General features: G+C 58.9%; 18 protein-coding genes. 5 read left to right on the top strand and 13 right to left on the bottom strand.

Going from position 1 to position 21,996, the window contains the following annotated elements:
- Window positions 1-38 precede the first annotated feature (38 nt).
- From lpdA to sdhC, 7 genes are all read right to left on the bottom strand, one after another.
- Entirely contained in the window at window positions 39-1,475 is a 1,437-nt protein-coding gene (gene lpdA / locus CKW30_RS10600; RefSeq protein ID WP_016773678.1) for a dihydrolipoyl dehydrogenase, read from the bottom strand.
- 108 nt (window positions 1,476-1,583) lie between these two features.
- Window positions 1,584-2,810 (bottom strand): 2-oxoglutarate dehydrogenase complex dihydrolipoyllysine-residue succinyltransferase, encoded by a 1,227-nt coding sequence (gene odhB / locus CKW30_RS10595; RefSeq protein WP_024012151.1) that lies wholly within the window; start codon window positions 2,808-2,810, stop codon window positions 1,584-1,586.
- 44 nt (window positions 2,811-2,854) lie between these two features.
- Window positions 2,855-5,686 (bottom strand): 2-oxoglutarate dehydrogenase E1 component, encoded by a 2,832-nt coding sequence (locus CKW30_RS10590; RefSeq protein ID WP_095180747.1) that lies wholly within the window; start codon window positions 5,684-5,686, stop codon window positions 2,855-2,857.
- A 251-nt stretch (window positions 5,687-5,937) separates the two neighbouring features.
- A complete protein-coding gene (locus tag CKW30_RS10585; protein ID WP_016773675.1) occupies window positions 5,938-6,642 on the bottom strand; it encodes a succinate dehydrogenase iron-sulfur subunit in 705 nt (234 codons plus the stop codon).
- An 11-nt stretch (window positions 6,643-6,653) separates the two neighbouring features.
- Window positions 6,654-8,426, bottom strand: coding sequence for a succinate dehydrogenase flavoprotein subunit (gene sdhA, locus CKW30_RS10580; RefSeq protein ID WP_024012149.1), 1,773 nt, complete (start codon window positions 8,424-8,426; stop codon window positions 6,654-6,656).
- Between the two features lie 3 nt (window positions 8,427-8,429).
- Window positions 8,430-8,798, bottom strand: coding sequence for a succinate dehydrogenase, hydrophobic membrane anchor protein (gene sdhD / locus CKW30_RS10575; RefSeq protein WP_008049683.1), 369 nt, complete (start codon window positions 8,796-8,798; stop codon window positions 8,430-8,432).
- Window positions 8,792-9,166 (bottom strand): succinate dehydrogenase, cytochrome b556 subunit, encoded by a 375-nt coding sequence (gene sdhC / locus CKW30_RS10570; RefSeq protein ID WP_016773673.1) that lies wholly within the window; start codon window positions 9,164-9,166, stop codon window positions 8,792-8,794. Before sdhC ends, sdhD begins: the two co-directional genes overlap by 7 nt.
- A gap of 363 nt (window positions 9,167-9,529) precedes the next feature.
- On the opposite strand from sdhC, the gene gltA reads away from it, so the two are divergent.
- A complete protein-coding gene (gene gltA / locus CKW30_RS10565; RefSeq protein ID WP_003222994.1) occupies window positions 9,530-10,819 on the top strand; it encodes a citrate synthase in 1,290 nt (429 codons plus the stop codon).
- Between the two features lie 1,023 nt (window positions 10,820-11,842).
- On the opposite strand, the gene CKW30_RS10560 is transcribed toward gltA, so the two are convergent.
- From CKW30_RS10560 to CKW30_RS10550, 3 genes are all read right to left on the bottom strand, one after another.
- Window positions 11,843-13,501 (bottom strand): cation acetate symporter, encoded by a 1,659-nt coding sequence (locus CKW30_RS10560; RefSeq protein ID WP_016771015.1) that lies wholly within the window; start codon window positions 13,499-13,501, stop codon window positions 11,843-11,845.
- Window positions 13,498-13,809, bottom strand: coding sequence for a DUF485 domain-containing protein (locus CKW30_RS10555; RefSeq protein WP_016771016.1), 312 nt, complete (start codon window positions 13,807-13,809; stop codon window positions 13,498-13,500). The genes CKW30_RS10560 and CKW30_RS10555 overlap by 4 nt, the downstream gene beginning before the upstream one ends.
- A gap of 240 nt (window positions 13,810-14,049) precedes the next feature.
- Window positions 14,050-14,901: a glycine betaine ABC transporter substrate-binding protein gene (locus CKW30_RS10550; RefSeq protein WP_095180746.1), complete on the bottom strand. Its 852-nt coding sequence runs from the start codon at window positions 14,899-14,901 to the stop codon at window positions 14,050-14,052.
- Between the two features lie 297 nt (window positions 14,902-15,198).
- Between CKW30_RS10550 and CKW30_RS10540 the strand changes: the two genes are divergently transcribed.
- Window positions 15,199-16,794, top strand: a complete 1,596-nt coding sequence (locus CKW30_RS10540) for a beta (1-6) glucans synthase (RefSeq protein ID WP_095180745.1) — start codon at window positions 15,199-15,201, stop codon at window positions 16,792-16,794.
- Window positions 16,795-16,914: 120 nt separating this feature from the next.
- Here CKW30_RS10540 and CKW30_RS10535 read toward each other — a convergent pair whose 3' ends face one another.
- Entirely contained in the window at window positions 16,915-17,283 is a 369-nt protein-coding gene (locus tag CKW30_RS10535) for a hypothetical protein (protein WP_095180744.1), read from the bottom strand.
- 224 nt (window positions 17,284-17,507) lie between these two features.
- On the opposite strand from CKW30_RS10535, the gene CKW30_RS10530 reads away from it, so the two are divergent.
- Together CKW30_RS10530 and CKW30_RS10525 are read left to right on the top strand one after the other, a co-directional pair.
- Window positions 17,508-18,806, top strand: a complete 1,299-nt coding sequence (locus CKW30_RS10530; protein ID WP_024012145.1) for a serine protein kinase PrkA — start codon at window positions 17,508-17,510, stop codon at window positions 18,804-18,806.
- Window positions 18,799-19,587 (top strand): VacJ family lipoprotein, encoded by a 789-nt coding sequence (locus CKW30_RS10525; protein WP_041479602.1) that lies wholly within the window; start codon window positions 18,799-18,801, stop codon window positions 19,585-19,587. The genes CKW30_RS10530 and CKW30_RS10525 overlap by 8 nt, the downstream gene beginning before the upstream one ends.
- Before the next feature lie 127 nt (window positions 19,588-19,714).
- Here CKW30_RS10525 and CKW30_RS10520 read toward each other — a convergent pair whose 3' ends face one another.
- Window positions 19,715-20,629: a DUF808 domain-containing protein gene (locus tag CKW30_RS10520; protein ID WP_095180743.1), complete on the bottom strand. Its 915-nt coding sequence runs from the start codon at window positions 20,627-20,629 to the stop codon at window positions 19,715-19,717.
- A gap of 135 nt (window positions 20,630-20,764) precedes the next feature.
- Between CKW30_RS10520 and CKW30_RS10515 the strand changes: the two genes are divergently transcribed.
- On the top strand, window positions 20,765-21,373 hold the full coding sequence (locus tag CKW30_RS10515) for a TetR/AcrR family transcriptional regulator (protein ID WP_041479604.1): 609 nt from the start codon (window positions 20,765-20,767) through the stop codon (window positions 21,371-21,373).
- A 128-nt stretch (window positions 21,374-21,501) separates the two neighbouring features.
- On the opposite strand, the gene CKW30_RS10510 is transcribed toward CKW30_RS10515, so the two are convergent.
- A complete protein-coding gene (locus CKW30_RS10510) occupies window positions 21,502-21,960 on the bottom strand; it encodes a transposase (protein WP_056783876.1) in 459 nt (152 codons plus the stop codon).
- Window positions 21,961-21,996 lie beyond the last annotated feature (36 nt).

The raw sequence follows: 21,996 nt of genomic DNA, 5'->3' as shown, positions 1-21,996 counted from the left end.
CACGACGGGCCGTTGCCGCCGTGGTTTCTTATTATGTCTTAACGCTTCTTGCGGTTGGCAATGTGAATGGCGCCGCCATTCACTGCCAGAGCAGCTTCGTGCAAGGCTTCGGACAGGGTCGGATGGGAGAAAACCATCATGCCCAGGTCTTCAGCGCTGGTGCCGAATTCCATACCGATCGCGCCCTGCTGAACCAGTTCTGCAGCGCTTGGGCCAATCACGTGCACGCCCAATACGCGGTCGGTCTTGGCATCGGCGATGACCTTGACGAAACCACCGGTATCGTTGGCAGCCATGGCACGGCCGGAAGCGGCGAACGGGAAGGTGCCGACGTTGACTTCAACGCCTTCGGCCTTCAGCGCCTGCTCGGTTTTGCCAACCCACGCGATTTCCGGGTGAGTATAAATAACCGAAGGGATCAAATCATAGTTCATCTGAGCCTTGTGGCCCTTGATGCGCTCGACAACCATGATGCCTTCTTCCGAAGCCTTGTGGGCCAGCATCATGCCGCGAACCACGTCACCGATGGCGAAGACGCCCGGTACAGCTGTGACGCAATGGTCATCGACCGCGATGAAACCGCGCTCGTCGATTTCCACGCCGCAGTCGGCAGACAGCAGATCAGTGGTCACCGGACGGCGACCAACGGCTACGATCAGCTTGTCGAAAGTGATGGTCTGTTCGCCGTTGGCATCGGTGTAGTTGACGACGACTTCTTCGCCGTTGACTTTCGAACCGGTAACGCGAGCGCCCAGCTTGATGTCCAGACCCTGTTTGGTCAGGGTTTTCAGCGCTTCCTTGGAAACAGCGGTGTCCGCTGCCATCAGGAAAGTGTCCAGTGCTTCGAGCACAGTCACTTCTGCCCCCAGACGCGACCATACCGAACCCAGTTCCAGACCGATCACGCCAGCGCCGATCACGCCCAGACGTTTAGGTACGGACTGGAATTCCAGAGCGCCAGTCGAATCGACGATGACTTTCTGGTCAACCGGAGCCGGTGGAATGTCGATCGGACGCGAACCTGGCGCGAGAATGACGTTTTCCGCTTCGATGACTTCAACCGAACCGTCCGGCTTGGTGACTTCGACTTTCTTGCCGGCCAGCAGCTTGCCGTGGCCCTGGATCGAAGTAACGCCGTTGGCCTTGAACAGGGTGGCAACGCCGCCGGTCAGGTTCTTGACGATGCCAGCCTTGCGGCCAACCATCGCAGCGACGTCCATTTTGACTTCGCCGGTCGAGATACCGTGAACGTTGAAGCTCTCTTTGGCTTCCTTGTATTTCCACGAGCTGTCGAGCAGCGCCTTGGAAGGAATGCAACCTACGTTCAGGCAGGTACCGCCCAGGGCTTGCTTGCCCTCTGCGTCGGTGTACTTCTCGATGCAGGCAGTGGTCAGGCCCAACTGAGCAGCCTTGATGGCCGCTACATAGCCACCAGGGCCGGCACCGATCACTACTACGTCAAATTTCTGCGACATTCAAAAAATCCTCTTTAGCAATAAAGCTACAAGCCGCAAGCTCCAAGCTGCAAGCCCACCCGCTCGCCCTGAGCTTGAGGCTTGTAGCTGAAAGCTTGCAGCTGCTTTTTAGATATCCAGCAACAGACGAGCCGGATCTTCCAGCAGGTTCTTGATGGTCACCAGGAAGGTCACAGCTTCTTTGCCATCGATCAGACGGTGATCGTAGGACAGAGCCAGGTACATCATCGGACGGATCACGACCTGACCGTTGATGGCCATCGGACGCTGGATGATGTTGTGCATGCCCAGAATCGCTGCCTGCGGCGGGTTGACGATCGGCGTCGACATCATCGAACCGAAGGTACCACCGTTGGTGATGGTGAAGGTACCACCGGTCATCTCGTCCATCGACAGTTTGCCGTCACGGGCTTTCTTGCCAAATGTTGCGATGCCGCCTTCGATTTCAGCCAGGCTCATCAGCTCGGCGTTACGCAGAACCGGTACCACCAGGCCACGGTCGCTGGAAACGGCAACGCCGATGTCTGCGTAGCCGTGGTAAACGATGTCGCCGCCGTCGATCGACGCGTTGACAGCCGGGAAGCGTTTCAGCGCTTCAGTGGCCGCTTTCACGAAGAACGACATGAAGCCCAGGCGTACGCCGTTGTGGGACTTCTCGAACAGGTCCTTGTACTTCGAACGCAGCGCCATGACTTCGGTCATGTCGACTTCGTTGAACGTGGTCAGCATCGCCATGTTCGACTGGGCTTCAACCAGACGCTTGGCCACGGTGGCACGTACGCGAGTCATCGGTACGCGCTTCTCGATGCGGTCGCCGGCAGCGAACACAGGCGCAGCAGCCGAAGGAGCAGCAGCCTTGGCAGGTGCGGCAGCCGGAGCGGCTTTCTTGGCAGCAACCGCTGCTACCACGTCTTCCTTGGTCACACGACCGCCCTTGCCGGTGCCGGCAACGGAAGCGATGTTGATGCCGTTTTCTTCAGCCAGCTTGCGCGCGGCAGGAGCGGCGATCGGGTCATCTTCGCCATCGGCAGCAGCTGGTGCGGCAGCGGCAGTAGCGGCCGGAGCAGCAGCGGCGGCAGGAGCGGCAGCAGCAGCGCCGCCCTCTTCGATCGAGCCCAGGACCTGGTTCGACAGAACGGTAGCGCCCTCTTCGGCAACGATTGCGCCCAGCACGCCGTCTGCTTCAGCCAACACTTCGAGCACGACTTTGTCGGTTTCGATGTCGACGATCAGGTCGTCACGCTTGACGGCCTCACCTGGTTTCTTGTGCCAGGTGGCAACGGTGCCATCGGCAACCGATTCCGGGAATGACGGGGCTTTGATTTCGATAGCCATTATCTGTGGGTCCTTAAAATTCGGTTTCAGTCAGCGCGAAGGCGTTAAACAGTGAAAGCATCTTGCAGCAGTTTTTCCTGCTGCTCGGCGTGCATCGATGCGTAACCACAAGCTGGCGCAGCCGAAGCCTCACGGCCCCCGTACTCAAGTACGAGAGTCTTGTCGAGGTTGGCGATGCTGCGACGCAAGTGATGCTGGCTGCAGTACCAGGCACCCTGGTTCATCGGCTCTTCCTGACACCAAACGGCGTGTTTGACGTTGGTGTACGGAGCCAGGACTTCTTTCAAGTCGTCCTCAGGGAACGGATACAGCTGCTCGATACGCACGATGGCGATATCTTCGCGGCCTTCGGCACGGCGTTTTTCCAGCAGGTCGTAGTAGACCTTGCCGCTGCACAGAACCACGCGCTCGACCTTTTTCGGGTCCAGTGCATCGATTTCCGGGATCACGGTCTGGAACGAACCTTCGGCCAGATCTTCCAGCGTCGAGATGGCCAGCTTGTGGCGCAGCAGCGACTTCGGCGTCAGCACGACCAGCGGCTTGCGCAGCGGACGGATCACCTGACGACGCAGCAAGTGGTAGATCTGCGCTGGCGTGGTCGGCATGCACACCTGAATGTTGTGCTCGGCGCACAGCTGCAGGTAACGCTCAAGACGAGCCGAGCTGTGCTCAGGGCCTTGGCCTTCGTAACCGTGTGGCAGCAGCATGGTCAGACCGCAGAGACGGCCCCACTTGTGCTCGCCGCTGGTGATGAACTGGTCGATCACGACCTGAGCACCGTTGGCGAAGTCGCCGAACTGGGCTTCCCAGATCACCAGCGCGTTTGGCGTGGTGGTCGAGTAACCGTATTCGAATGCCAGTACCGCTTCTTCCGAGAGGAACGAGTCGTACAGGTCGAAACGTGGCTGACCGTCGTACAGGTTCTGCAGCGGAATGTAGGTGCCCGCGTCTTTCTGGTTGTGCAACACAGCGTGACGGTGCGAGAACGTACCGCGGCCGATGTCCTGACCGGTCATGCGGATCGGGTGACCTTCGAACGCGAGGGTCGCGTACGCCATGGTTTCAGCGTAACCCCAGTTGATCGGCAGGCCGCCGGCTTGCATCTTCTGACGGTCTTCGTAGATCTTCGCGACCTGGCGCTGAACGACGAAGCCTTCCGGAATTTCCAGCAGCTTGGCGGACAGCTCTTGCAGGGTCTTCAGATCGAAACGCGTGTCGTGACGCGCAGTCCAGGCGTGGCCCAGGTACGGACGCCAGTCGACGAACAGCTCTTTGTTCGGCTCTTTGACCAGCGATTTCACTACGTGCAGACCGTTGTCCAGCGCGTTGCGGTATTCGTCGACCTTGGCCTGAACGCGTTCAGCGTCAAGCACACCGGCCTGAGTCAGGCGATCAGCGTACAGCTCACGGGTGGTGCGCTGCTTGGTGATCTGCTGATACATCAGTGGCTGGGTGCCGCTTGGCTCGTCGGCCTCGTTGTGGCCGCGACGACGGTAGCAGACCAGATCGATCACCACGTCACGCTTGAACTGCATGCGGTAGTCGATGGCCAGCTGGGTCACGAACAGCACGGCTTCCGGATCATCACCATTCACATGGAGGATCGGCGCCTGGATCATCTTGGCCACGTCGGTGGCGTACTCGGTGGAGCGCGAGTCCAGCGGGTTGCTGATGGTGAAACCAACCTGGTTGTTGATCACGATGTGCACGGTACCGCCGGTCTTGAAACCGCGGGTCTGCGACATCTGGAAGGTTTCCATGACCACGCCCTGACCGGCGAATGCCGCGTCACCGTGGATGGAGATCGGCAGAACTTTCTCACCGGTCAGGTCGTTGCGACGGTCCTGACGGGCGCGCACCGAACCTTCGACCACCGGGGAAACGATTTCCAGGTGGGACGGGTTGAACGCCATGGCGAGGTGAACTTCACCTCCGGTGGTCATCACGTTGGACGAGAAGCCCTGGTGGTATTTAACGTCACCGGAACCCAGCTCGACCTTCTTCTTGCCTTCGAACTCGTCGAACAGCTCGCGCGGGTTCTTGCCGAAGGTGTTGACCAGTACGTTCAGACGGCCACGGTGGGCCATGCCGATGACGACTTCCTTGGTGCCGTACGAGCCGGAACGCTGGATCAGTTCGTCGAGCATCGGAATCAGGCTTTCGCCGCCTTCCAGACCGAAACGCTTGGTGCCCGGGTATTTGGTGCCGAGGTATTTTTCCAGGCCTTCACCGGCAGTCACGCGCTCAAGCAGGTGGCTCTTGATGTCGGCGGAGTACGTCGGACGGCCACGCACACTTTCCAGACGCTGCTGGAACCACTGGCGCTGCTCGGAATCGGTGATGTGCGTGAACTCAGCGCCGATGGTGCGGCAATATGTCTGCTGCAACGCTTCGTGAATTTCGCGTAGGCTCGCTTCCTCTTTGCCGATGAACAGGTCGCCGGCACGGAAGGTCGTATCAAGATCGGCATTGGTCAAGCCGTAATGATTGATCGACAGGTCTGCAGGTGCAGGACGCTGCCACAGCCCCAGCGGGTCAAGCTGGGCTGCCTGGTGGCCACGCATACGGTAGGCCTGGATCAATCGCAGCACTTCAACTTGCTTCTTCTCGTGCTCACTGCTCACGCTGCCGGCGGAAACCGGTTGGGCGCGGCGCTGGTTCTTTGCCAGCAGCACGAAATGATCGCGAATCGTCGAGTGCGAAACATCAGTGGCAGAGTTGCCGTCGGCTGGCAACTTCTGAAAGTAGGTGCGCCACTCTTCTGGCACAGCGTTAGGGTCGTGCAGGTAGAGCTCATAAAGCTCTTCCACATAGGCAGCGTTTCCACCTGAAAGGTAGGCGCTGTTCCACATGCGCTGCATCACGCTTTCTTGCATGCTTGGTCACCCTCGGTTAGGGGAACACCATCGGTGTCGACACCGAGCAAACTTGCAGAAGTCCGAATGCAGCGACTAAAACAAGCCACCTAGGATCACACTGATAGTCCGGGTACCAGCCCGGATGCCCCTGCTTGTCTCATTTCTTCAAAAGAAGAGCTGCAGCTTATGGCTACTGCTCTGGTTATAGCCATGACGCGGGTTGAAGCCCGCGCCACAGCCTCTACGGTGCAACGGTTACAGCAGCTGAATCACACGCCGCTCGAAAGCAGCATGTTACGGATGTGACCGATGGCCTTAGTCGGGTTCAGGCCTTTCGGACATACGTTGACGCAGTTCATGATGCCCCGGCAGCGGAAAACGCTGAACGGGTCGTCAAGTGAAGCCAGACGCTCGCTGGTCTTGGTGTCGCGGCTGTCTGCCAGGAAGCGGTAGGCTTGCAGCAGCGCAGCAGGACCCAGGAACTTGTCCGGGTTCCACCAGAAGGACGGGCAAGAGGTCGAGCAGCAGGCGCACAGGATGCACTCGTACAGACCGTCGAGCTTTTCGCGCTCTTCTGGCGACTGCAGACGCTCGATGGCCGGAGCCGGCGTGTCGTTCTGCAGGTAAGGCTTCACCTTCTCGTATTGCTTGTAGAAGATGCTCATATCGACGACCAGGTCACGGATAACCGGCAAACCTGGCAGCGGACGAACGATCAGCTTGTTGCCTTTTACAACGGCAGACAGCGGCGTGATGCAGGCCAGACCGTTCTTGCCGTTGATGTTCATGCCGTCGGAGCCGCAGACACCTTCACGGCAGGAGCGACGATAGGAGAAACCTTCGTCCTGCTCTTTGATCAGGGCCAGCACGTCCAGCACCATCAGGTCTTTACCACCGGTATCGACCTGGAAATCCTGCATGAACGGCGCGGCGTCCTGATCAGGGTTGTAGCGATAAACACTGACTTGCAACATGGCGGTCACCCTTAATAAGTCCGGACTTTAGGTTCGAAAGTCGGAACAGTCTTCGGCGAGAAGTTCACGGCACGCTTGGTGACGCGCTTGTCACCCGGGAAGTACAGGGTGTGGCACAGCCAGTTTTCGTCATCACGGTCTTCGAAGTCTTCACGGGCGTGAGCGCCGCGGGACTCTTTACGTACTTCGGCCGCGATGGCGGTAGCTTCAGCCACTTCCAGCAGGTTCTGCAGTTCCAGCGCTTCGATACGTGCAGTGTTGAACGCTTGCGACTTGTCGTTGATCTTCACGTTGGCGATACGCTTGCGCAGATCGGCCAACTGAGCGATGCCCTTCTGCATGTATTCGCCGGTACGGAATACACCGAAGTAGTTCTGCATGCAGCTTTGCAGCTCGCGACGCAGGGTGGCAACGTCTTCACCGTCGGTACGGTTGTTCAGCGCGTTCAGACGCGACAGTGCAGCTTCGATGTCGGACTCGGTAGCGTCGTCGTATTCGATGCCATCGGTCAACGCCTTTTCCAGGTGCAGGCCGGCAGCGCGACCGAAGACCACCAGGTCGAGCAGCGAGTTGCCGCCCAGACGGTTCGCACCGTGTACCGATACGCAAGCCACTTCGCCTACCGCGAACAGGCCAGGGATGATCTGGTCCTGACCTTCGGCGTTCTGGGTGATCGCCTGGCCATGAATGTTGGTGGCAACGCCGCCCATCATGTAGTGGCAGGTCGGCACAACCGGAACCGGAGCAACGACCGGGTCAACGTGGGCGAAAGTCTTCGACAGTTCGCAGATGCCTGGCAGACGGCTGTGCAGCACTTCCTCGCCCAGGTGGTCGAGCTTGAGCATTACGTGGTCGCCATTCGGACCGCAACCGTTGCCGGCGATGATTTCCTTTACCATCGAACGGGCAACCACGTCACGACCTGCAAGGTCTTTCGCGTTCGGAGCATAACGCTCCATGAAACGCTCGCCGTGCTTGTTGATCAGGTAACCACCTTCACCACGGCAACCTTCGGTAACCAGTACGCCGGCGCCGGCGATGCCGGTCGGGTGGAACTGCCACATTTCGATGTCTTGTACCGGCACGCCAGCACGCAGAGCCATGCCGACGCCGTCACCGGTGTTGATCAGGGCGTTGGTGGTGGACGCGTAGATACGGCCTGCACCGCCAGTGGCCAGAACGGTGGCCTTGGCACGGATGTAGGAGGTTTCGCCGGTTTCGATGCAGATCGCGATCACACCAACGAATTCGCCTTCCTGGTTTTTTACCAGATCAACAGCGTAGTACTCGTTGAGGAACGTGGTACCGGCTTTCAGGTTGCCCTGATAAAGGGTGTGCAGCAGCGCGTGACCGGTACGGTCGGATGCAGCGCAGGTACGTGCAGCCTGACCGCCCTTGCCGTAATCCTTGGACTGGCCACCGAACGGACGCTGGTAGATGCGGCCTTGCTCGGTACGCGAGAACGGCAGACCCATGTGGTCCAGCTCGAACACGGCAGCCGGGCCTTCCTGACACATGTATTCGATAGCGTCCTGGTCACCGATGTAGTCGGAACCCTTGACGGTATCGTACATGTGCCAGCGCCAGTCATCGTTCGGGTCGGCGGAAGCGATGGCGCACGTGATGCCGCCCTGTGCGGACACGGTGTGCGAACGGGTCGGGAAAACCTTGGTGATCACCGCAGTCTTGTGGCCGCCCTGTGCCAGCTGCAGCGCAGCGCGCATGCCGGCACCGCCACCACCAATAATGATGGCGTCGAAAGAAATCGTTGGAATGTTAGCCATGAATCAGATACCCCAGAGAATCTGCACACCCCAGACGAAGTAAGCGAACATCGCAACGCCGCATACTGCCTGGAAAAGGAAACGTATCGCTGTTGCGGACTTGCCGAACGCCATTGGCGTCAGGTAGTCGGTCGCGATGGTCCACATGCCGACCCAGGCGTGAGCGCCCAGAGCAACAAGGGCCAGCAGGCTGAAAATACGCATTCCGTTGTGAGCGAACAGTTCATGCCACTGGGCATACTCGAGGCCAGGGTTGGCGACGATGTATCCGATCAGAAAGATGAAGTAAGCCGCGAGAACGACCGCAGACACACGCTGTGCCATCCAGTCATAGAGGCCCGAACGCGACAGGTTAGTGACGTTAGTTACCATATCCAGACTCCTGCCAGAACGATTACCACCACGGAAACGGCGATAACGATTTTCGAGCCCAGTTTGCCGCCTTCCAGCGTCTCACCGATGCCCATGTCCATGATCAAGTGGCGCACACCGGCTACCAGGTGATACAGCAGAGCGGACAGGATGCCCCAAATCACTAGCTTGGCTAGCGGACTGGTCAGACACGCTTTCACCTGACCGAAGCCTTCCTCGGAGCTCAGCGACTTGTCCAATGCGTAAAGCATGATGGCAAGGCACACGAAGAGGATGACACCGGAGATACGGTGAAGAATGGACGTGTAAGCAGTGACTGGGAGTTTGATGGTCCTTAGGTCTAGGTTTACAGGTCGTTGGCTTTTCACGGCTTTTTTTTCACACTGAAGAGCCCCTAACAATCAGGGCAAAGTTGTTGGGGAGTGCACTGGTCAGGTAACCACCACCCAGGGATGCGACCCCCAATGAAAGCAAGCCCAAAAGCCCTTGGCGGTCGGTGGCCGAGTATAGACAGTTAGGCTACTAATGACAACGCGTTCACCTACCCCCAATAGCGGATTGCACAAGTTGCATAAAAGGCGTAAATGGCAGGCAATTTCGAGGAAAAAGTCGGCTTAAAGCCTTCTGGAGCAAGACTTTAGGCAAATTGACATTCGAATTTATCTCACTATAGTGGTGCGGGCCCTGCGTGGGGGGTCTGTCTGATGGTTCAAGCATAAATAGGAGGCCACATGGCTGACAAAAAAGCGCAGTTGATCATCGAGGGCGCAGCCCCCGTCGAGCTGCCCATTTTAACCGGCACCGTTGGTCCCGATGTAATCGATGTTCGGGGCCTGACGGCCACGGGCCGCTTCACTTTCGACCCGGGTTTCATGTCGACCGCTTCGTGCGAATCGAAAATTACCTATATCGACGGCGACAACGGCATTTTGTTGCACCGCGGCTACCCGATCGAACAGCTGGCTGAAAAGTCGGACTACCTGGAAACCTGCTACCTGCTGCTCAACGGCGAATTGCCGACCGCAGAACAGAAGGCCCAGTTCGTCAGCACCGTGAAGAACCACACCATGGTTCACGAGCAGCTGAAAACCTTCTTCAACGGTTTCCGTCGCGACGCCCACCCGATGGCCGTCATGTGCGGTGTAGTCGGCGCCCTCTCGGCCTTCTACCACGACTCCCTGGACATCAATAACCCGCAGCATCGCGAAATTTCCGCGATCCGTCTGGTTGCGAAGATGCCGACCCTGGCAGCGATGGTTTACAAGTACTCCATGGGCCAACCCATGATGTACCCGCGCAACGATCTGACTTACGCGGAAAACTTCCTGCACATGATGTTCAACACCCCGTGCGAGATCAAACCGATCAGCCCGGTACTCGCCAAGGCCATGGACCGGATCTTCATCCTCCACGCCGACCACGAGCAGAACGCTTCGACCTCCACCGTGCGTCTGGCCGGCTCTTCGGGTGCCAACCCGTTCGCCTGCATCGCTGCCGGTATCGCCGCACTGTGGGGTCCTGCCCACGGCGGTGCGAACGAAGCCGTGCTGACCATGCTCGACGAGATTGGCGATGTGTCGAACATCGACAAGTTCATCGCCAAGGCCAAGGACAAGAACGATCCGTTCAAGTTGATGGGCTTCGGTCACCGCGTCTACAAGAACCGCGACCCTCGCGCGACTGTCATGAAGCAGACCTGCGACGAAGTGCTGAAGGAACTGGGCATCAACAACGATCCGCAACTCGAACTGGCCATGCGCCTGGAAGAGATCGCGTTGACCGACCCGTACTTCATCGAACGCTCGCTGTACCCGAACGTCGACTTCTACTCGGGGATCATCCTCAAGGCGATCGGCATTCCGACCAGCATGTTCACGGTGATTTTCGCCCTGGCGCGTACTGTGGGCTGGATTTCGCACTGGAAAGAAATGCTTTCGAGCCCGTACAAGATTGGCCGTCCGCGCCAGCTGTACACCGGTTACGAGTCGCGTGACATTACCAAGCTGGAAGATCGCAAATAAGGGTTTTTCTTTTTTGTGATGGTTTAGTGGTGTGTCAGGAACGGCCTCTTATATAGAGGCCGTTTTTGTTTGTGGTTTCAGCGGCCTTCGGGCCGACTGGTTCTTGGATTTTAAGGGCATATCCGTTGCTGCGGGTGCTGCCGCTGGCGGTTTCGCTCTTACAGCGAGTCACCTTTTCCAAACGCCAAAAAGGTAACCCAAAAGGCTTTGGCCCGGCGTACGGCCCGCTCGCTGGGGCTCGGGGTACCTTCGTTACGGGACCGATCCGGGCGCAGCGGCTCCGGTTGGCTTCGCTGCACCTACACTCGCTGTGTACGACTACGTCGTACGGTCGCTGCGCTCCCACCCCCGGATCGATCCCGTAACGAAGCCTGCCGAAGGGGCAAGAGATCAAAAGCAAAAGCCAAAGCCAGATCAAGAGCCCCTCACCCTAGCCCTCTCCCAGAGGGAGAGGGGACTGACCGAGGTGTTTGGGCGAAACACGCCGACTTGCGATACCGAGTCGAATGCAGGTTTTGAACACCACACAAATCGGCTCCCTCTCCCTGGGGAGAGGGCTGGGGTGAGGGGCGAATCCACCGAAAATCTCAAGCCATGCGACGCTTCTAACCACTCAACAATGAGCGTTAGCTCGAGTGCTTTTGATCTTGATCCACGGGCGACGTCGGAAGGCTGAGCGGAGGGATTGATCCGGGCGTGGGAGCGCAGCGACCGTCTGGCGCAGCCAGACACAGCGGAAGGAGGTGCAGCGAAGCAAACCGGAAACGCTGCGCCCGGATCGATCCCGCAGCGAAGGAACCCGAGCCTGCGAGGGCCGAACGCAGGAGCAAGCGTTTTTTTGCTTACTTTTTTAGGCGCTTGTAAAAAAGTAAGTCGCCGTAAGGGCGAAACCGCCAGCCGCAGCACTGCAAAAAACGGATATACACACCAAACCAACCGATAACCGCCCACAAAAAAAACGCCCCAATCTCTCAACCAGGGCGTTTTCTTGAAGCTTGAAGCTTGCAGCTTACAACTGATCTCTTAGTGCGAAACCGCCCCACTCGCCCCCAACCCGGTCTGCGAACGCACAAACTGCGGGAAGAACAGCGCCCGCTCGTTATCCGCAGCCGCCGACTTGTCGGTAATCGAGAAGAACCAGATCCCGATGAACGCAATCATCATCGAGAACAGCGCCGGATATTCGTAAGGGAAGATCGCCTTCTCGTGATGCAGAATCTGCACCCAGATGGTTGGGCCGAGGATCATCAGACCAACAGCACTGACCAGACCCAGCCAGCCACCAATCATCGCGCCGCGAGTGGTCAGCTTCTTCCAGTACATCGAAAGCAGCAGCACAGGGAAGTTGCAGCTCGCCGCGATGGAGAACGCCAGGCCGACCATGAACGCAATATTCTGGCTTTCGAACAGAATGCCCAGACCAATCGCCAGCACCGCCAGGGCGATGGTGGTGATCTTCGACACGCGAATCTCATCTTTCTCGTTGGCCTTGCCCTTCTTGATCACACTGGCGTACAGGTCGTGAGAAACCGCCGAAGCACCCGCCAGCGTCAGACCGGCTACCACAGCCAGAATGGTTGCGAACGCCACTGCCGAGATGAAGCCAAGGAAGATGCTGCCGCCCACCGCGTTGGCCAGGTGCACCGCCGCCATGTTGTTGCCGCCGAGCAAGGCGCCCGCTGCATCTTTAAAGGCCGGGTTGGTGCTGACGAGCAAGATCGCGCCGAAGCCGATGATGAAAGTCAGGATGTAGAAGTAGCCAATGAAACCGGTAGCGTACAGCACGCTCTTGCGCGCTTCTTTTGCGTCACTCACGGTGAAGAAGCGCATCAGAATGTGCGGCAGGCCAGCGGTGCCGAACATCAGCGCCAGACCCAGCGAGAATGCCGAGATCGGATCCTTCACCAGACCGCCGGGGCTCATGATCGCTTCGCCCTTGGCGTGAACCTTGATCGCTTCGGAGAACAGCGTGTTGAAGTCGAAGCCCACGTGCTTCATCACCATCAGCGCCATGAACGAGGCACCGGACAGCAGCAGCACTGCCTTGATGATCTGCACCCAAGTGGTCGCGAGCATGCCGCCGAACAGCACGTACATGCACATCAGCACGCCGACCAGGATCACCGCAACGTGGTAATCGAGGCCGAACAGCAGCTGGATCAGCTTGCCGGCACCGACCATTTGCGCGATCAGGTAGAACGCCACCACCACCAGCGAGCCGCAGGCGGACAGGGTGCGAATCTGGGTTTGCCCGAGGCGGTACGACGCCACGTCGGCAAAGGTGTATTTACCCAGGTTGCGCAGGCGTTCGGCGATCAGGAACAGAATGATCGGCCAGCCCACCAGGAAGCCGATCGAGTAGATCAGGCCGTCATAGCCGGAGGTGAACACCAGCGCGGAAATCCCCAGGAAAGACGCCGCCGACATGTAGTCGCCGGCAATCGCCAGGCCGTTCTGGAAACCGGTGATCTTGCCGCCCGCCGCATAGTAGTCGGCGGCCGAGTTGTTTTTCTTTGAAGCCCAGTAGGTGATGTACAACGTCGCGCCGACGAAGGCCACGAACATCAGGATCGCCGGGATGTTCAGCGGCTGTTTGGCCACCTCCCCCGTCAATGCGTCAGCCGCCCAGACACTCGGCGCGAAAGCCGCAACACTCAATAAAGCCAGTAGACGCCGGATCATTGCTGAGCCTCCTTGAGAATCGCATTGTTCAGGTCGTCGAACTCGCCATTGGCGCGGCGCACGTAGATGCCGGTCAGGACGAAGGCTGAAATGATCAGACCGACACCGATCGGGATGCCCCAGGTGATCGAGGATTCAGGACTGAGTTTCGCCCCGAGCACGTGCGGCCCGTATGCGATCAGCAGGATGAATGCGGAGTAGAGCCCAAGCATGATTGCCGAGAGAATCCAGGCGAATCGTTCCCGTTTCTGAACCAGCTCCTTGAATCGGGGACTGTTCTGAATCGAGAGGTAAATGCTGTCGTTCATTGTTTTTATCCTCGCAGCACAAATTATTGTTGGAACGTAGCTAATGTATGCGGCTGCGAGAGAGGTTCCAGACGACCTTAGTAGTAGATGGCCATGATGTTTTAGCCATTTTCCGGTACACAGAAAAAAACTGTGGGAGCGAGCCTGCTCGCGAAGGCGTCGTATCAGTCGATATTGCATCAACTGACAGATTGCATTCGCGAGCAGGCTCGCTCCCACAGGGGTGTGGCGGTGTTTAAATTATTTGGTCCAGTCAGCTACACGATCCGAGTGTTTGGCCACCCAGTCCTTGGCCGCTGCATCAGGCTTGGCACCGTCCTGAATCGCCAGCATGACCTCGCCGATTTCGTCTTTCGAGGCCCACTGGAAGTTTTTCAGGAACTTGGCCACTTCCGGCGCCTTGGCGTCCAGGCCTTTGCTGCCGATGCTGTTCACGGTTTCAGCCTGGCCATACACGCCTTTCGGGTCGTCGAGGAAGCGCAGTTTCCACTTGGCGAACATCCAGTGCGGCACCCAACCGGTGACGGCGATGGATTCGTTCTTCTTCTCGGCGCGGGTCAGCTCGGCAATCATGCCGGCGCCGGAACTGGCCTTGAGGCTGTATTTGTCCAGGCCGTAATCCTTGATCGCCTGATCGGTCTTGAGCATTACGCCTGAACCGGCGTCGATGCCAACAATGCGGTTTTTGAAGGTATCGTCGGTTTTCAGGTCTTCGATCGATTTGGCTTTGACGTACTCCGGCACGATCAGGCCGATCTTCGCGTCCTTGAAGTTCGGGCCGTAATCGACGACCTGATCCTTGTTTTTCGTCCAATAGTCACCGTGGGTCACGGGTAGCCAGGCCGAGAGCATCGCATCGAGTTTGCCGGTGGCCACGCCCTGCCACATGATCCCGGTGGCGACGGCTTGCAGCTTCACGTCATAACCGAGCTTCTGTTTGATCACTTCGGCCGCCACGTGGGTGGTCGCGACGCTGTCGGACCAGCCGTCAACGTAACCGATGTTCAGGGTCTGTTTTTCAGCGTTGGCGAAAGTGGAACTCATCGCAAGCACCAAAGCGGCACCTGCGCCTAAAAGTCGTCGCATCTTCATCGTTTACTTCCCCGAAATGCTGCGCCCGACGGATGCCGGGCATCGTCAACGTATTGTTATGGTGCACAGCGCCCCCATCACGCCGGACCTCACACACCGAACATCAGCCGATTTTTCAAAAAGGGTACTGATGGTTTGATCATCAACCTCAAGCGGCCGGCGACCTGCTCTGTCAGCGACCTCAAGGCAGCGAGAAACGACATCAGAAAGCCATTAATCAAGCGAGATTAATTGACGCCAGACAATCCGCCCGAACTTTGCATGGACAACGCCTGCAAGCCACCAGCCCTTCTATAAATGCAGGTAACATGCGTCGCTTTGCAGCCACTCGGCCTGACCATGTCCGCAACGTACCGATTTCCTTTTGTGCCTTATCTGTTCGCCTGCCTGCTCGGGCTGTTGGCCCTTAGCGGTTTCTGGTATGGCCTCGGCCAACCGGTGATCCTGCCGGACGCCGCGACGCCGACGCACAAGTTGCAATGCGCCTCCTACACACCGTTCGACAAAGACCAATCGCCGTTCGACGTGCCGTTCAAATTGCGCCCCGAGCGGATGGATGCCGACCTCGCGCTGCTGGCGACGCGCTTTGAATGCATCCGCACCTACTCGATGACCGGCCTCGACGCCCTGCCCGATCTGGCGCGCAAACACGGTCTGAAGTTGATGATCGGCGCCTGGGTCAATAGCAACCCCGTCGATACCGAGCAGGAAGTCGACCTGCTGATCAAATCGGCCAATGCCAACCCCGACGTGGTCACCGCCGTAATCGTCGGCAACGAAGCGCTGCTGCGCAAAGAGGTCACTGGCGCGCAACTGGCCCGGCTGATCAACAAGGTAAAAAGCCAGGTCAAGCAACCGGTGACTTACGCCGATGTTTGGGAATTCTGGCTCAAGCACCCGGAAGTCGCGCCGGCTGTGGATTTTCTGACCATCCACTTGCTGCCGTACTGGGAAGACGATCCGTCGAATATCGACGTGGCGCTGCGGCATGTGGCGGATGTGCGTCAGGTGTTCGGCAACAAGTTCGCGCCCAAGGACGTGATGATCGGCGAAACCGGTTGGCCCAGCGAAGGCCGCCAGCGCGAAACCGCCGTGCCGAGCCGGGTCAACGAGGCGAAATTCATTCGTGGATTCGTGGCGATGGCCGAGCAGGAGGGCTGGCGCTACAACCTGATCGAAGCCTTTGATCAACCGTGGAAGCGCGGCAGTGAAGGCGCGGTCGGCGGCTACTGGGGGCTGTTCGATGCGGATCGACAGGACAAGGGCGTGCTCACCGGACCGGTGAGCAATGTGCCGTACTGGAAAGAATGGCTGGCAGTCGGTGCTCTGATTTTCCTCGGCACGCTGATCCTTGGTGGATGCGTGCGCACCACTCGTTCGGCGTTGCTGCTACCGCTGCTGGGCGCTGTCGCTGCTTGCTCGATTGGCGCTTGGGGCGATCTGGCTCGATTGACCACACGATTTGCCGGTGAATGGCTGTGGGTCGGCTTGCTGACCGGGTTGAATCTGTTGGTGCTCGCGCATGCCGCGCTGACGTTGAGCGCACGCAGCGGTTGGCGCGCGCGAGCATTCGATTTGCTCGAGCGTCGCGCCGGCTGGCTGGTCGCGGTGGCCGGTTTTGCCGCGGCGGTGATGATGCTGGAAATGGTCTTCGACCCGCGCTATCGCAGTTTCGCCAGCATGGCGTTCGTCCTGCCGGCGCTGGTGTACCTGTGCCGCCCGGTGAGCGTGCCGCGTCGGGAGGTTGCTCTGCTGACCTTTATCGTCGGCGCGGGGATTGCACCGCAGTTGTATCAGGAAGGGATGCTGAATCAGCAGGCGTGGGGCTGGGCGCTGGTCAGTGGATTGATGGTGGTGGCGTTGTGGCGCTGTCTGCGGGTTCGCAAGGCCTGATTTCAGCGCTTTCGAAATCGCCATCGCTGGCAAGCCAGCTCCCACAGGATTTCTGCTGCACACAAATGTTGTGTTCACCTCAATCCCTGTGGGAGCGGGCTTGCCCGCGATGACTGACTGTCAGGCGCTGCGGGACTCGCGGACCAGGCGCAACCCGGCAATCACCACCGCAAATACCGCTAATGTGGTGTTGTACAACGCCAGCGCCGGCAGGCCGAACACCAGCGCCAGCACCCCCAGCCACCACCCTGTCCGTCCCGGCAATACAAACGCCAATACCGCCGCGCCCACCGCCGCCCAGCCCAACACCTTGAAATGAATCATCAGCCCGAGGTTCGACCGCACCACGCATTCCCAACGGCCGGTCTCGTCGACACAGATGCCCACCCACTGCCCGTCTTCCATGAAGCCATAGCGCGCGGCATAACTGCCGGCCAGCCACAGCGGCAACAAAACGAGCAGCACAATAACGGGCAAGCGGCGGGACATGGAGCACTCCAATCTGCGGAAATCGGCGGCCAGCTTAATCTGCCGACCGGCATTCGCAAGCACTAACAACTGTTAACTGTTCAGCGAGCCCTTGCAACGTGTATCGTCCAGCTACTATTACCCCGAATTCCGCCTGTTTGGTGCCGCAGCATGGCACTTTGGCGCACGGCCGGTGGTCATAGCCTGCGAACTTCAATCGGCACCTTCCTCTAAGGGATCTAGTCATGCTCCGTTCCTTGCGCTTCGCCGCGCTGTTCAGCGGCCTTATCTTGAGTGCGTCCGCGCTGGCGGTGGATATCGACGCCGCCAGCTATGGCTACCCGCTGACCAACCCGTTCGAGGCGACGATCGCCACGACACCACCGGATCTGCGTCCGGAGTTGCCGCTGGACGACGACATCAATCAAACGGACCGCAGCCTCACCCTGCGCCCGGAGCGTGAATTCCAGCTGCCGGACAATTTTTGGGCAGTGAAGAAGCTCACTTACCGCATCGCCACGCAGGACAAACCGGCGCCGCTGATCTTCCTGATTGCCGGCACCGGCGCGCGCTTTGACAGCACGCTCAACGAATACCTGAAAAAGCTGTATTACAAGGCCGGCTACCACGTCGTGCAGTTGTCCTCGCCGACGAGCTTCGACTTCATCAGCGCCGCCTCGCGTTTCGCCACCCCGGGCGTGACCAAGGAAGATGCCGAAGACATGTATCGGGTGATGCAGGCCGTGCGGGCGCAGAACCCGAAGCTGCCGGTCACCGAGTATTACCTGACCGGCTACAGCCTCGGCGCCCTTGATGCCGCGTTCGTCGCGCATCTGGACGAGACTCGCCGCAGCTTCAACTTCAAGAAAGTCCTGCTGCTCAACCCGCCGGTCAACCTCTATACCTCGGTGACCAACCTCGACAAACTGGTGCAGACCGAGGTCAAGGGCATCAACAACAGCACCACGTTCTACGAACTGGTACTGACCAAGCTGACCCGCTACTTCCAGCAGAAAGGCTACATCGACCTCAACGATGCGCTGCTGTACGACTTCCAGCAGTCCAAACAGCACCTGACCAACGAACAGATGGCCATGCTCATCGGCACGTCGTTCCGCTTTTCGGCAGCCGACATTGCCTACACCTCGGACCTGGTCAACCGTCGCGGCCTGATCACCCCGCCGAAATTCCCGATCACCGAAGGCACCAGCCTCACGCCGTTCCTCAAGCGTGCGCTGCAATGCGACTTCGACTGCTACATCACCGAGCAGGTTATTCCGATGTGGCGCGCGCGCACCGACGGCGGCAGCCTGCTGCAACTGATCGACCAGGTCAGCCTGTATGCGCTCAAGGATTACCTGCACGACAGCCCGAAAATCGCCGTCATGCACAACGCCGACGACGTCATCCTCGGCCCTGGCGACCTGGGCTTCCTGCGGAAAACCTTCGGTGATCGCCTGACCGTTTATCCACTGGGCGGCCACTGCGGCAACCTTAACTATCGCGTCAACAGCGACGCCATGCTGGAGTTCTTCCGTGGCTAAATATCTCCTGCTGATTGCAGCGTTCCTCTGTGCAGGCGTGGCCCAGGCCGACAACAGTAAAGCCGATGCACCGGTGGTGGTCGACAGCGATGGCTTCAAACAGCCGCTGACCAAACTCAAGTTCAACCCGGGCCTGGACCAGCGCGAGTTCGAACGTTCGACGCTCAACGCGCTGAACGTCTATGACCCGCTGGAATCGTGGAACCGCCGGGTCTATCACTTCAACTACCGCTTCGACCAGTGGGTGTTCCTGCCGGTAGTCGATGGCTATCGCTACATCACGCCAAGCTTTGTGCGTACCGGGGTGAGCAACTTCTTCAACAACATTGGCGACGTGCCGAACCTGGTCAACAGCCTGTTGCAGTTCAAGGGCCAGCGCTCGATGGAAACCACCGCGCGCCTGCTGCTCAACACCACTATCGGCATCGCCGGCCTGTGGGACCCGGCCACCGCCATGGGCCTGCCACGCCAGAACGAAGACTTCGGTCAGACCCTGGGCTTCTACGGCGTACCGGGCGGCGCCTACTTCGTACTGCCGATCTTCGGCCCATCGAACATCCGCGACACCGCAGGTCTGGCCGTGGATTACACCGCCGACACCGCGATCAACTTCCTCAACGTCGCGGAAGTCAGCTCCAACCACCCGGAAGTCTGGGCCTTGCGTGCGATCGACAAGCGCTACCAGACCAGCTTCCGCTACGGCCAGATGAACTCGCCGTTCGAGTACGAAAAAGTGCGGTACGTGTATACCGAAGCGCGCAAGTTGCAGATCGCCGAGTAAATCGGCTGGCGCAAAACACTGTGGGAGCGAGCCTGCTCGCGAACGCGGAGTTTCAGTCAACATCGATATTGACTGGAATACCGCATTCGCGAGCAGGCTCGCTCCCACATTTGTTATGTGTTGCTGATTAACCCTTCAGCGCTTTCCAGAGCTTGCCTACGACCGAAACCACGGCCAACACCACAGCCCCGGCAATAATCCCCGCGACACCATTGAGCAGCATCGGCACGGCGAACCCGGCACTGCCCGCTGCCGCGCCGATGCCTTCAATCCAGTGATGCAGCACCGGCACGCCATGAGTCAGGATGCCACCGCCGACCAGGAACATCGCCGCCGTGCCAACCACCGACAGGGTTTTCATCATGTACGGCGCGGCACTGAGAATGCCGCCGCCGATCTTTTTCGCCATCTGCCCGGGTTTCTGCGTCAGCCACAGCCCCAGATCGTCGAGCTTGACGATGCCCGCCACCAAACCGTAAACGCCCACGGTCATGACAATGGCGATGCCGGACATGACGACCACTTGCTGAGTCAGCGAGGCATCTGCCACGGTGCCGAGGGTGATGGCGATGATTTCTGCCGAGAGAATGAAGTCGGTGCGGATCGCGCCTTTGATCTTGTCCTTTTCGTACGCCACCAGATCGGTCGCCGGATCGGCCACTGCTTCGGTCAACTGTGCGTGTTCTGCCTCGTCTTCCTCTTTGCTGTGCAGAAACTTGTGCGCGAGTTTTTCAAAACCCTCGAAACACAGGTACGCGCCGCCGACCATCAACAGCGGCGTCACCAGCCAAGGCACAAAGGCGCTGATTGCCAGCGCCGACGGCACGAGGATCAGTTTGTTGACGAACGAGCCCTTGGCCACCGCCCACACCACGGGAATTTCCCGCTCGGCGCGCACGCCCGATACCTGCTGGGCATTGAGCGCCAGATCATCACCGAGCACTCCGGCGGTCTTCTTCGCGGCCATCTTGGTCATCAACGCAACGTCATCCAGAACGGTGGCGATGTCATCGATCAGCACCAGCAAACTGCTTCCTGCCATGAATCCTGTTTCCTTCTGTGTATGAATGTTGCCAAGCATAACGCGACCGCCGGCCACAGGCTGCATTGTTGAGCGCCGCTCAAGGCCGGTGCTACCATGCGCCACCGCCAGAACAGGCAAGGAACCACCGGGTTTATGAGCACAATCCGCGAGCGTAACAAAGAACTGATCCTGCGCGCCGCCAGCGAAGAGTTTGCCGACAAGGGCTTCGCGGCGACCAAAACCAGCGACATCGCCGCCAAGGCGGGATTGCCCAAGCCCAACGTCTACTACTACTTCAAATCCAAGGAAAACCTCTATCGCGAGGTGCTGGAAAGCATCATCGAGCCGATTCTGCAGGCCTCGACCCCGTTCAACCCGGACGGCGTGCCGAGCGAAGTGCTGAGCGGCTACATCCGCTCGAAGATCCGCATCTCGCGCGACCTGCCCTACGCCTCCAAGGTGTTCGCCAGCGAAATCATGCACGGCGCCCCGCACCTGAGCGCTGATCTTGTCGAGCAGCTCAACGCCCAGGCCAAACACAACATCGCCTGCATCCAGAGCTGGATCGACCGCGGCCAGATCGCCCCGATCGACCCCAACCACCTGATGTTCAGCATCTGGGCCGCGACCCAGACCTACGCCGACTTCGACTGGCAGATTTCCGCGGTGACCGGGAAAGACAAGCTTGATGAAGCCGATTATGAAGCGGCGGCGCAGACGATTATCCGGTTGGTGTTGAAGGGGTGTGAGCCGGATCGGTGAGATCGGGGGAACCGCTTCGCGAGCAGGCTCGCTCCCACAGGGGTTGTGGTGTCCAGACATTTTGTGTCCAACCCAGATCCACTGTGGGAGCGAGCCTGCTCGCGAATAGCTGCACCGCAGACCTCAACTCATAACCAGATCGAATCCCACAACGGATAGTCGCCAAGGCTTTTGACCAGCCCTGCCCGCAATGGGTTGGCAATGACATACCGAGCCATCTTCACCAGATTCTCCTCTTTACGCAGTGCCCGGTCATGGAAGCCAGGTTGCCAAAGGCTGGACTTTCTACCGGTCGAAAGCTTTACCGCTTTGGTGCTGAGGGATTTAGTTCGCTGCATCAATTCGCCGAGCGAGCCACTCTTCAATTCAATCAGCCAATGAAAATGATCTGGCATTACGACCCAAGCCAGAGAATTGGCCAATCCCGTTTCCTCAGCTGCCCGAAATTGGCTTACAAGCAATCTGCCCAGGAAGAAATCGCTGAATACGGGTTCTCTCCCGGCGGTATTGGCGGTCAGAAGGTAAATGCGGTTGTGTTCTGAATAGCGTCCGATGCGCAAGCGATGTGAAGCAGATAAACCCGGCATTCCGTTGCCTTCTCATATGTTGATCATGAGAAGGCT

It is taken from the genome of Pseudomonas sp. Irchel 3F6 (genome assembly GCF_900187595.1).
In the GTDB taxonomy this organism is placed as follows: domain Bacteria; phylum Pseudomonadota; class Gammaproteobacteria; order Pseudomonadales; family Pseudomonadaceae; genus Aquipseudomonas; species Aquipseudomonas siliginis.
Note: the sequence above shows the minus strand (reverse complement) of the source record. Positions and strands in the feature narration are given on the sequence as shown.